Annotated in this window: 9 protein-coding genes; 7 read left to right on the top strand and 2 right to left on the bottom strand. The window is 64.9% G+C overall.

The genetic code is table 11. The features are described 5' to 3' along the window. Positions 1-34: 34 nt before the first annotated feature. Positions 35-457, bottom strand: a complete 423-nt coding sequence (locus M1E01_RS01450) for a hypothetical protein (protein ID WP_457973343.1) — start codon at positions 455-457, stop codon at positions 35-37. Between the two features lie 182 nt (positions 458-639). Between M1E01_RS01450 and M1E01_RS01445 the strand changes: the two genes are divergently transcribed. The 7 genes from M1E01_RS01445 (at position 640) to M1E01_RS01415 (ending at position 9,504) form a co-directional block, all read left to right on the top strand. Then, complete coding sequence (locus M1E01_RS01445) at positions 640-1,455, top strand: class I SAM-dependent methyltransferase (RefSeq protein ID WP_457973342.1); 816 nt, start codon at positions 640-642, stop codon at positions 1,453-1,455. 234 nt (positions 1,456-1,689) lie between these two features. Then, complete coding sequence (hisD, locus tag M1E01_RS01440) at positions 1,690-3,036, top strand: histidinol dehydrogenase (protein WP_457973341.1); 1,347 nt, start codon at positions 1,690-1,692, stop codon at positions 3,034-3,036. 2 nt (positions 3,037-3,038) lie between these two features. Further along, complete coding sequence (locus M1E01_RS01435) at positions 3,039-4,439, top strand: MFS transporter (RefSeq protein ID WP_457973340.1); 1,401 nt, start codon at positions 3,039-3,041, stop codon at positions 4,437-4,439. Positions 4,440-4,596: 157 nt separating this feature from the next. After that, positions 4,597-5,220, top strand: coding sequence for a LysE family transporter (locus tag M1E01_RS01430; RefSeq protein ID WP_457973339.1), 624 nt, complete (start codon positions 4,597-4,599; stop codon positions 5,218-5,220). A gap of 101 nt (positions 5,221-5,321) precedes the next feature. Continuing rightward, the gene (locus M1E01_RS01425) at positions 5,322-5,885 is read left to right on the top strand and encodes a low molecular weight protein-tyrosine-phosphatase (protein ID WP_457973338.1); all 564 of its coding nucleotides are present in this window, start codon (positions 5,322-5,324) and stop codon (positions 5,883-5,885) included. Continuing rightward, on the top strand, positions 5,882-8,041 hold the full coding sequence (gene pabB, locus M1E01_RS01420; protein ID WP_457973337.1) for an aminodeoxychorismate synthase component I: 2,160 nt from the start codon (positions 5,882-5,884) through the stop codon (positions 8,039-8,041). Before M1E01_RS01425 ends, pabB begins: the two co-directional genes overlap by 4 nt. 341 nt (positions 8,042-8,382) lie before the next feature. Then, positions 8,383-9,504 carry an IS110 family RNA-guided transposase gene (locus tag M1E01_RS01415; protein WP_457973336.1) on the top strand — a complete coding sequence of 374 codons (1,122 nt, stop codon included), beginning with the start codon at positions 8,383-8,385 and terminating at the stop codon, positions 9,502-9,504. A gap of 364 nt (positions 9,505-9,868) precedes the next feature. Here the strand turns inward: M1E01_RS01415 and cls are convergent, their stop codons facing one another. Further along, positions 9,869-11,356, bottom strand: coding sequence for a cardiolipin synthase (gene cls, locus M1E01_RS01410; protein ID WP_457973335.1), 1,488 nt, complete (start codon positions 11,354-11,356; stop codon positions 9,869-9,871). Between the last annotated feature and the right edge of the window lie 26 nt (positions 11,357-11,382).

Here is an 11,382-nt window from a genome sequence, read left to right as displayed (position 1 = left end):
TATGCGTGAACGTTGCGGGCCTACGGGCCGCACCTCAGCCGCCGGCGGACCTGCCACCGTCGTCATTCCTTGGGGCATTGACCTGTCCCTCCGTCAGCCTGTCCCGGAGGTCGTCATCCGAGGCCTGCCCTGACGTGGTGCCGGCAGCCCCGTAGTCGCCCTCGGGGTATTCGCCCTCCTCGTCGCTGGGCCGCTCCTGGCTTACACCGCCGACCTTGCCGTAATCACCTTCAGAATATTGGCCCTCCTCTGTCTCGGCAGGCACATTACCGGCCACACCGGCGTCGCCGTAGTCGCCCGCGGCGTATTCGCCCTTTTCAGTGGCAGGTTCTTCCCCGGCAACTCCGGCATCGCCGTAGTCACCTTCCACATACTGTCCGCTGTCGCCTTCGAGCGCAGGGTTCCGGCTGCCGGTATGGGCCTTTCCCTCGCTGCTGGACTCGCTGTTCTCGGTCATCGCTTGATCACTCCTCAGGAGGACTGGGCGCGTCCGGCCGGACGCACTGGCAGTCTACTCAGACGGGCCGGACGGCAACAGGGCCGGCCCGGCTGCCAAGCGGTATGCGGATGCTCTGGGCCATCAAAACCACCCGGCGGTGCTACCTGCTTGGGGCAGGCAGGAGGGGGTAGCGTTTCCCTATGAGTGCGCAGCAGCCAGAAGATGTGTACACGCACGGCCACCATGAGTCGGTGGTCCGCGCCCATGCCTCGCGGACCGCGGAAAATTCTGCCGCGTTCGTCATTGCGTACCTCACCGCGGGGGCCAACGTGCTGGACGTCGGCTGCGGACCCGGAAGCATCACTTGCGACTTCGCCGTGCTTGTGGCGCCCGGAACCGTGACCGGGCTGGACCGCTCCCCGGACGTGATCAACCACGCCAGGGAGCTTGCCGCTGATCGGGGTGTGGACAATGTCGAGTTCGTGGCCGGCAATATCTACGATCTGGATTTTGAGGACGACACCTTCGACGTCGTCCATGCCCACCAGGTGCTGCAACATCTGACAGATCCCGTGGAGGCGTTGCGGGAAATGCGGCGGGTGGCCAAGCCCGGTGGCATTGTGGCAGTGCGCGACGCCGACTTCCACGGCATGAGCTGGTACCCCGCCATTCCGGAGCTGGATGAGTGGATGGAGCTGTACCAGCGGATCGCACGCCGGAACGGGACCGAGCCCGACGCCGGCCGCCGCCTCGTGTCGTGGGCCCAGGCAGCCGGCTTCACCGACATCGCCCCGACCAGCAGCAACTGGCTCTACGCCACCGGGCAGCAGCGTCGATGGCAGGCCCGTGTGTGGGGTGAACGCGTGCTGCATTCAGCCTTCGCCGAGCAGGCCCTTGAATACGGCTTCGCGCAGGAGGCGGACCTGACGCGCATCTCTGCCGGCTGGCACCGCTGGGGATCCACCGATGACGGCTGGTTCCTTATTCCGAACGGCGAGGTCATCGCCCGCGCTTGACATTCCCTGGCTGGCTGCGCACCCCGTCGGCTTTGACGCCGGCGGGATCACTGCCGCCTTGGGAACGATACGTCGCCCGCCCCAGAGGCGGTTCGGAGAATACGTATGCATTTTTTGTTCTAACCCCTTGTGGCGGCGCCATGCATACGTATACATTGGTGACAAGCAAGCCTTCATGCTTGATCAGGGGCGTTCCAGTGGTCGCCCATCAATGAAGATGGAAAGGTAATCCTGATGACCGTTGTAACTGCAGTGAGCTCCGCGGTGAAGTCCTTGATGCTGAAGGAGCCCGCCGGCAACAGTGTGGCCCGGGGCAGCACTCCGGAGGTCCGTGCCACGGTGGAGGCCGTGATCGCGGACATCCGCGAACGCGGCGACGAGGCCGTGAGTGAATACTCGCAGAAGTTTGACAGGTACGCCCCGGAATCGTTCCTGCTCAGTGCCGTCCAGCTGGATGAGATCATGGCCCGGGTCCCGGAGCAGGTCATCGAGGACATCAGGTTCGTCCAGGAGCAGGTCCGTGTGATGGCGCGCAGGCAGCTTGATTCCCTGTCCGATTTCGAGATCGAGACCCTGCCCGGGGTGTTCCTGGGCCAGAAGAACGTGCCGGTCCAGGCTGCCGGGGCTTACATTCCGGGCGGGAAGTACCCGCTGCTGGCCAGCGCCCACATGACCATCGTGACCGCGAAGGTCGCCGGTGTGGAACGTGTCGCGGCCTGCACCCCGCTGATCCAGGGCGAGGTCCCGGACGCCACCGTCGCCGCGATGCACCTGGCCGGGGCGGACGAGATCTACCTTCTGGGCGGCATCCAGGCGGTCGCGGCCCTGGCCATCGGCACCGAAACCATCAAGCCGGTGAACATGCTGGCCGGCCCGGGCAACGCGTTCGTGGCCGAGGCCAAGCGCCAGCTCTTCGGGGAGGTCGGCATCGACCTCTTCGCCGGGCCCACCGAGGTCCTGATCGTGGCCGACGAGCACGCTGACCCGTTCATCGTCGCCGTTGACCTCCTCTCCCAGGCCGAGCACGGCCCCGATTCCCCGGCCGTGCTGATCACCACCAGCGAGGAGCTGGGCCGTGAGGTCATCGGGCACATCGACACGATCCTGACGGACATGCCGACCCGCGACTACGCCGGACCCGCCTGGCGGGACTGGGGCGCGGTCCACGTCGTGGAGACCCTCGATGACGCCTACGCCCTGGCCGATGAATACGCCTACGAGCACGTGCAGATCCTCACCCGGAACCCGCGGGAGGCCCTGGAGAAAATGCACGACTACGGCGCCCTGTTCCTGGGTGAAGGAACCTGCGTCTCCTACGGCGACAAGGTCATCGGCACCAACCACGTCCTGCCCACCCGCGGCGCGGCCCGCTACACCGGCGGCCTCTGGGTCGGGAAGTACCTGCGCACCGTCACCTACCAGGAAGTGACCAACACCGAATCCAGCGCCTTCTTCGGCGAGCTCTGCGGCCGCGCCTCCAGGGTCGAACGCTTCGAAGGCCACGCACGCTCCGGAGACGTCCGTGCAGCAAAATACCGCGGCACCTCCCTGCCCTGGTCCGACCACACCTTCGGGAACTGAACATGGCCGTACAGACTTCTCTCCGCCCCGAGAACGGAGCCTCCATGCCCAGCGCAAGCACGCCCGGTGCAAAAACCATGACACCTGAGCAGGTCCGCCGCCGGACCCTGGTGTCCGGCACCATCGGCGCCATTGTCGAATGGTACGAGTACACCGTGTACGCCACCGCAGCGGCGCTGGTCTTCGGACCGCTCTTCTTCCCGGCCATGGATGCCAGCCTTTCGCAGATCGCTGCGCTTGCCACCTTCGGCGTCGGTTTCGTTGCCCGTCCCCTTGGTGCATTTGTCGCCGGGCATCTGGGTGACCGCATCGGCCGTAAGTCCACCCTTATCCTGACCTTCGCCATCATGAGCGTCTCCACCGCCCTGATAGGCCTGCTCCCGACCTACGAGACTGTCGGAATCCTGGCTCCGGTTCTGCTGTGTGTGCTCCGTCTTGCCCAGGGATTCGCCGTCGGCGGAGAATGGGGCGGCGCAGCGATCATCGCGGTCGAGAACGCCCCGAAGGGCCGCCGCGGCTTCTACGGTTCCTGGCCGCAGATCGGCGTGTCCTGTGGCCTGCTCTTCGGCACCGGGGCTGTGGCCCTCGCGGGCGCACTCACCGGTGACGCCTTCAACACCTGGGGCTGGCGGATTCCCTTCCTGCTGAGCATCGTCCTGGCCGCCGTCGGTCTCTACATCCGCCTAAATGCGGCAGAGAGCCCGGAGTTCCTGGTTGAAAAGGAAAAGATGGCCAAGGAAGCCGCGCACCGCAAAGCTCCGATCGCCGAGCTTATGGCCAACCACCGCAAGCCGCTGCTGATTGCGATCTTCGGCCGCTTCGCGGAGGCAGGCAACTACTACCTGTTCACGGTCTTCGTGCTTTCCTACGTCACCACAACCCTGCAGGTGCCGAAGCACTTTGGCCTCACCGCTGTCATGATCGGTTCGGCCCTGAACATCATCATGATCCCGGTCTTTGGCCGGCTTTCAGACAACATCGGCCGGAAGCGCACCTTCCTGCTTGGTGGCAGCGCAATCGTGCTGACTGCCTGGCCGATTTTTGCCCTCATTGGCACCGGGCAGCAGTTTGCAATCATCCTCGGCGTTGCGCTGTTCCTGGCTCTTGGCCATGCGCTGGTCTACGCCCCCCTCCCTGCGTTGTACTGCGAACTGTTCCCCACCGCCGTACGGTACTCAGGAATCTCCATCGGTTACCAGATGGCATCCATCCTGCTCGCGGGATTCATGCCGGCACTGGCCAGCGCGCTCGTGCTCTGGAGCGGAGGCACCTGGCCTGTCATAGCGATCATCATTGCGTCTACAGTTGTGGCGATGGTGTCCGTTTCCTTCGCCAGGGAGACCAAAGACGTTGACCTGGCAGATATCGGCAAAGTGGAGACCTTGGCCACGACAAAGGCCTAAACCGGCCGTTGGCAGTCCTGCACACGATCAGCGGAGCCCGCAGCAGCGGGCTCCGCTGACGTTTTTAACGCCGCTGATGGTTGAAGCCGATCCGATGAATGCTCCGTTTAGCTGGCCGCGACTGCCGTGCCCTGAACTCGGGCACTAAGCTTGATAAGTGCAATTTTCCCTGTGGCTGGCCCTCCTTGGCGCCGGCGTCCTCATCAGTTTCACCCCCGGCGCCGGTGCCATCAACACCATGAGCAACTCCCTCACGTCGGGGTTCCGGCGCTCCATCTGGGGAATCCTTGGGCAGCAGGCCGCGCTGATCGTGCATGTGGCCGTCGTGGCCCTCGGCGTCGGCGTCCTGGTGGCGGGGTCGGCGGTGGCGTTCAACGCCATCCGCTACGCCGGGGCTGCCTACCTGGTGTACCTCGGAATCAGGCAGTTCCTGCACAAGCCCGACCTGGACCAGGAGAAAGCGGCCGCACTCAGGAACGAGCCGGCATGGTCCATGTTCCGGCGGGGCCTGTGGGTCAACCTGCTCAACCCGAAGGCCATCGTGTTCTTCCTCGCGTTCACGCCGCAGTTCATCCGGCCCGAACAACCGCTGCTGCCGCAGTACGCCGTCCTCATCACCACAGTGGTGGTCATCGACATCCTGGTGATGTGGTTCTTCTTTGCAGCGGCGGCAAAGTCCTTCCAGCGCTTCACCCACAACGCCCGCGGCCAGACCGTTCTCAACCGGGCCTTCGGCGTCCTGTTTGTCGCCGTCGGTGTCCTGCTGGCGCTCGTGCACTAAACAAAGGCCCGTGCACCCAACCAACCGGCTCCGCCTAAATGTTTTGAATAATAAGACTGCTTACTAGCCAACTGGCACCGGTATCCCCCATGCTTAGCAACATGTTCTCAACGTCCAGCCCCTACCGGATCATCGCGGTCTGCACCGGCAACATCTGCCGGTCCCCGATGGCCGAGCTGATACTGACGGAAGCGTTCGCAGCGGCGGGGCTGGCAGATGCCGTCACGGTTGATTCCGCAGGCACCACGGCATACGAGGCGGGACGCCCCATAGATCCCCGTGCCGCGCGCAAGCTGACCGCCCACAAGCTCGCTTCGGACCGGCACATTGCCCGGGAATGGCAGCCGGAGTGGTACGCGGAACGTCACCTGATCCTGGCCCTCGACGTGGACCATTACGGCTGGCTCCGGGCGTCTGCCCCTGACCTCGAATCGGCCGCACGGGTCCGTATGCTGCGCAGTTTCGACCCCTCACTCGAATCGGACGACCCCCTGGACCAGGGCATCGAGGACCCCTGGTACGGGGACCACAGCGACTTTGAGTCTGTGTGGGACCAGATCCAGGCGGCAGTCCCGGGAATCGTAGAATTCGTGCGGTCCGCGCTCGAAGCAGAACAGGCCCGGCTCAAAATTCAGGACGCTCAGCAGGTACGCTCTATCCCATGACCCCCGCACCTGTGATCATCGCCATTGACGGGCGGTCAGGTGCAGGGAAAACCACGCTGGCAATCGAGCTCGCAGCCCGGCTGCGGAGCCACCACAAAGTCGCACTGTTCCACCTTGAGGACATCTACCCCGGCTGGAACGGACTGGCTGCCGGCATTGACCGCTATGTCAGCAGCGTCCTGATACCCCTGAGTAAGGGTGAACCGGCGACGTGGACCAGTTGGAACTGGGAACGGCATTACGACGGCGATGCCCGGGTCACGCTGCCCGCCGAGATCGTCATCGTAGAAGGTGTGGGTGCCGCCGCGGCCGCCGCCCGGCCGCTGCTGGACGCCGTCATCTGGGCTGATTCCCCGGACGACGAACGCCGGAACCGGGCCCTGGCCCGCGACGGCCAGACCTACGAGCCCTATTGGGACCAGTGGGCCGCCCAGGAAGCCGAACTCCTCGCCTCGGATGACGTGCGCGGCCAGGCAGACATCCGGGTGATGAACCGCGCTGATGACAGTGCCCCGGGCGACGTCCTGCAGGCGCTCACCTACCTCCCTGCCCTGGCTGCGGTGCTGGTTCCTGAGCTCCGCGCGCGCCGCGGCCTCCGGCTCCTGGCTGAGCGGCTCGATGCCCGGCCGAATGCCGCCGCCCTGTTCCAGGCGCTGTACGGGGCATCCGCGAATGCGGTCTGGCTGGATTCGTCGCTGGTCCCCCCGACACCCGCACCTCCGACGCCCGCACCGCCAACGCCAACGCCAACGCCCCAAGGCAAGCACAGCGCACCGGACAGGGACGCTGCGGTCGCCGCCGGGCGCAGCCGCTTCAGCATCCTCGCGGACGACGGCGGCAGCTTCGGGCAGTATGTCCAGCACGGGTCCGGAACCACTCTGGTCACCACCGGGTGCGCCACCGCCGAAGTGCCCGGCACCTTCTTCCGCTGGCTGGAGACCGTCTGGGGACAGCCGACGGTCGTCCGGCCCAAAGGCTATTCCTGTGACTTCACTCTGGGCTGGCTGGGCTACCTCGGCTATGAGCTCAAACGCGAAACCGGCGGTTCCGACATTCCTGCCGAGACTCCGGACGCCTCACTGGTTTTCGCGGGCCGGGCCGTGGTGCTGGACCACGCCGAGGGCACCGTGTGGCTGCTGGCACTCGATGCCCCTGATGCAGCCGGCTGGATCGCCCACGCCTGCAGCGCCGTGGAAGCAGCCGAAGCAGCTGCCGCCGGCGCCGGTGCCACTGCCGCTGAAGCCGGTGGCAGCACCGCCGTCGGACTTCCTGCTGCCCCGGCATTTGACTGCCGCGACACCGAGACGGACTACAAGGCGAAGATCGCCGAAGCCCAGCACGAGATTGCCGAGGGCAATTCCTACGAGGTGTGCCTCACCACCGCGCTCACCGCCGCGATGCCGGCCGACGGCCTGGATTCCTGGCCCATCTACCTCGCGCTGCGGAAGCGGAACCCGGCGCCATTTGCGAGCTACCTGCGCTTCGGCGGGCTCTCTGTGGCGAGCACCTCACCAGAGCGGTTCCTGCGGATAGCGTCCGACGGCGGCATGCGCGCCGAGCCGATCAAGGGCACGCGGCGCCGGGCTGCCGATCCGGAAACCGACGCGGCGCTGCGGCACGACCTGGCGACGTCGCTGAAGGACCGGGCCGAGAACATCATGATTGTCGACCTTCTCAGGAACGACCTCAGCCACTTCGCCGAGCCCGGATCAGTGACTGTCAGCCGGCTCTGCGAGATCGAAAGCTACGCCACGGTCCACCAGCTGGTGAGCACCATCGACGCCCAACTCCTGCCCGGAGCGCCCCGGGCGGAGGCCGTGGCGGCATGCTTCCCTGCCGGCTCCATGACCGGGGCACCGAAAATCAGCACCATGGCCATCCTCGACCGGCTTGAGGAGGCACCCCGCGGCGTGTACTCCGGCGCGATCGGATACTTCTCACTGAACGGCGCCACAGACCTCGCGGTGGCGATCCGTACGCTCGTCATCCAGACCCGGGACGAGGCCGGCCATGCGACGGCCACGCTGAGCCTCGGCGTCGGCGGTGCGATCACGGCTGACTCCGTGGCGCAGGATGAATACGAAGAAATCCGCACCAAGGCCTTCGGCGTACTCTCAACCCTCGGTTCGGAATTCCCCGCGCGAACGGACAGTTAAGGCCCCGCCACCTCGCTGCCGGAGGGCCCTAAGCGTACGTTCGCGCTTACCGGAGGGGCCTAGACGATATGAGGTACGAGGAGGCCGGGCATCCGGGCGCCTGATCCTTCTGAAGGCCATTGTCGCCGGAGCGGATCCGCAGCGCCCCAGCTTTGTGGGGCTTGTGATCTGCTGGGACAGGGGGGCGCTCCGGATCCTATCTCCGGCGCTGATGGCCTCTGTCAGAAGGACCAGGAAGTGTGGTTCAGGGGGCTGGAACCTCCTTTTCAAAGCAAGGCGTGGGTTGCCTGCCACACTTGGCGGACAGGTAGAGCCACATTTGAAATTTGGAGGTTCCAGCTATGTTCGAGCGTACAAGCGTCGGCTTGGATGTCCATGCCCGCACCGTTGTCGCATGCGCATTGGACGCGCAGACCGGTGAGATCATCCTCCACCGGATGACTCCGGATCATGGCGAGATTCTTGCCTGGATCCTCTCCCTGCCATCGCCGGTGCGAGTCGTTTACGAGGCGGGACCAACGGGTTTCGGCCTTGCCAGGTTCCTGCTCGCCGCCCGGATCGACACGGTCGTCGCAGCGCCGTCCAAGCTCCAGCGCCCGTCTGGGGACCGGGTAAAGACCGATGCGAAGGATGCGCTGCATCTGGCCCGGTTACTAAAGCTGGGTGAGGTCGCCGGTATCCGGGTGCCTTCAGAAGACCAGGAAGCGGCGCGGGATCTGGTCCGCTCACGCGAAGACGTCCGGGGAGACCTCATGCGTTCCCGGCACCGGATCTCCAAACTCCTCTTACGCCAAGGCATCGTGTATTCGGGCGGGCAGGCCTGGACCGGCACCCATGAACTCTGGCTGGCCCGCCAGCGTTTCGACGCTCCGGCCCGGCAGCTGACCTACGAGTCCTCTCTAGAGGCGATGCATGAGATCTCGGACCGCCGTGACCGCCTCGACCAAGCGATCACCGCGATGGCATACAGCAGTGAATACACCCCCGTGGTCCGGGCACTGCAGTGCCTGCGCGGCATCTCGACGCTGACCGCTTTCGGCCTGGCCGTGGAGATCGGCGACTGGGAGCGGTTCACCGGCTCCACAATCGGCGCTTACCTGGGCCTGGTCCCGACAGAGCATTCCTCGGGGGCATCCCGGTCCCTGGGCTCCATCACAAAAACCGGCAACAGCCACGCCCGCCGGCTGCTGGTCGAGGCCGCATGGCACCACCGCAGACCCTACAACAACCCGTCCCGGCTGATGCGGTCCCGCTGGGAAGAAGCCACTTCAGAGGCCAGAACCCGGGGTCATGCCGGGAACCGGCGCCTGCACGAACGCTGGATCGGCTACCTCGAACGCCGCAAGCGTCCGGTCATCGCCAATGTCGCCATCGCCCGTGAGCTCTCCGGCTGGTGCTGGTCCCTGGCCACCGGCACACATCCGGCAACCAGCTCCCCAAAATCGATAGCTACCGTGCACTGATCAGAAACAACACAAAACCCCCGGGGAAACCCAGTTGGAAGTGGTTCCCTGCAGCGCGTGGAGTAAACCCGCGATACACCTATGGGCAACCAGAACCCGGCCACGCCCGTCATTGCTAGACCAGCGGTAACCTCCAGCCGAACACTTCGTCCTGCGGTAACCAACCCGCGCATATCAGTCTGACCGCGCAGTCGCCAACGACACGCTGGCCACACACCAACGCCTCTTCCCGGGGCCACAAAAAGGAAGCGGTCCCAGGCAACCCAGCCCAGCGGACCGCTTCCTCATGCCCTTGACAAGCGAGACCTACATATCAGGTGTACGTTCGCGCCGGACCTATTCGACCGCGCTTATTGAACCGCGCTTATTGAACTGTGGCCGTCAGCCGGGCCACGTTGTCCACATACCTTGCGGCAAGGGGGCGGTGCATCCAGTCCTCGAGCTTGAGTTCGTGGGAGATGTCCCGGTACGTGTCCTCCACGGCCCGCATGCTGTTCACAATTTCGGCGCCGAGGAGCATCACCGACACCTCCATGTTCAGGGAGAAGGAGCGCATGTCCATGTTGCTGGAGCCGAGCACCGCCACCTTGTCGTCCACGGTGAAGTGCTTGGCATGCAGCACGAACGGCGCCTTGTACAGGTAGATCCGCACACCCGCCTCCATCAGCGCCTGGTAATACGACTGCTGGGCGTGGTGGACCAGGAACTGGTCGCCCTTTTCGGAGACGAAGAGCTCGACGTCGACGCCCCGCTGCGCGGCTGTGGTGATCGCGTAAAGCAGTGAGTCGTCCGGCACGAAGTACGGGCTGCAGATGGAGATCCGATGCTGGGCGGAGTAGATAAGGGTGTTGAACAGCCGGAGGTTGTTTTCCGTGCTGAAGCCGGGCCCGCTGGGGACAACCTGCGCGGTGATGGTGCCCGGGGCCGATCCTGCAGGCAGCACCATCTGCTCGTCCAGCTGGGCCTCGAGCGATTCGTCCGTTTCGCTGAGCCAGTCGGTCGCGAAGACCACGTTAAGGGTGGGCACGATGGGCCCGCGCAGCCTCGCCATCAGCTCCACCCATTCGCGGCCTACCTTTCGGTGCCGCGGGTTGTTATAGGACGGCTCGATCAGGTTCTGCGAACCCGTGAAAGCCACCTCACCGTCGATCACCATGATCTTGCGGTGGTTGCGGAGGTCGGGGCGGCGCCACTGACCGTGGATGGGCAGCAGCGGGAGCATGCGCCGCCACTGGATCCTGCTGGCTTTGAGGCGTTTGAGGAGCCTGCTGTACCCCTTGATACGGAGGGTTCCGATGTGGTCGAAGAGGACGCGGACCTCCACGCCCCGGTCGGCCGCTTCTTCGAGCGCCGTGAAAAGCTCATCGGTGACGTGGTCCGTACTCATGATGTAGAACTCGGCGTTAATGAAGCGCTTGGCCTTCCGGACTTCCTCGGTCATGGCTTTGATGGAGTCCGGGTATCCCGGGATGAGTTCCACGGAGTTCCCGTCCACCATGGGGATGGACCCCAGCCGCCGGTTGAGTTCCGCAGCCGACAAGACCCATTCCGGGCCGGGGTACGTGCTTCCGACGTCGGACAGCACAGAGGTGCGTGACCTGACCCTTTCGCTGACGAGCTGCTGCTGCTCGACCCGCCGCCTGGACAACCGGAAGTTGCCGAACAGCAGGAAAAGGATCAGGCCGATGACGGGTATGAAGAAGATCCCCAGGAGCCAGGCCATGGCAGTGGTGGGCCTGCGGTTGCCGGGGATGATGCCCAGTGCAAGGACACGGATAATGAAGTCCGCGGCGCCTAAGACGAAAACCAGCCAGGTAGGCAGGGTTTCCGTAAGCGGAAATGGCCACAGCACAGGCGCAAACCCCCTTGTTTCGAGCC

This window comes from Arthrobacter sp. D1-17 (assembly GCF_054130535.1).
This window is presented reverse-complemented; position numbering and strand designations above follow the sequence as displayed.

Excerpts from the sequence above, each read along its gene's own strand:
- M1E01_RS01450 (WP_457973343.1), bottom strand. The coding sequence starts at position 457 with ATGACCGAGAACAGCGAGTCCAGCAGCGAGGGAAAGGCCCATACCGGC.
- M1E01_RS01445 (WP_457973342.1), top strand. The coding sequence starts at position 640 with ATGAGTGCGCAGCAGCCAGAAGATGTGTACACGCACGGCCACCATGAG.
- hisD (WP_457973341.1), top strand. The coding sequence starts at position 1,690 with ATGACCGTTGTAACTGCAGTGAGCTCCGCGGTGAAGTCCTTGATGCTG.
- M1E01_RS01435 (WP_457973340.1), top strand. The coding sequence starts at position 3,039 with ATGGCCGTACAGACTTCTCTCCGCCCCGAGAACGGAGCCTCCATGCCC.
- M1E01_RS01425 (WP_457973338.1), top strand. The coding sequence starts at position 5,322 with ATGTTCTCAACGTCCAGCCCCTACCGGATCATCGCGGTCTGCACCGGC.
- pabB (WP_457973337.1), top strand. The coding sequence starts at position 5,882 with ATGACCCCCGCACCTGTGATCATCGCCATTGACGGGCGGTCAGGTGCA.
- M1E01_RS01415 (WP_457973336.1), top strand. The coding sequence starts at position 8,383 with ATGTTCGAGCGTACAAGCGTCGGCTTGGATGTCCATGCCCGCACCGTT.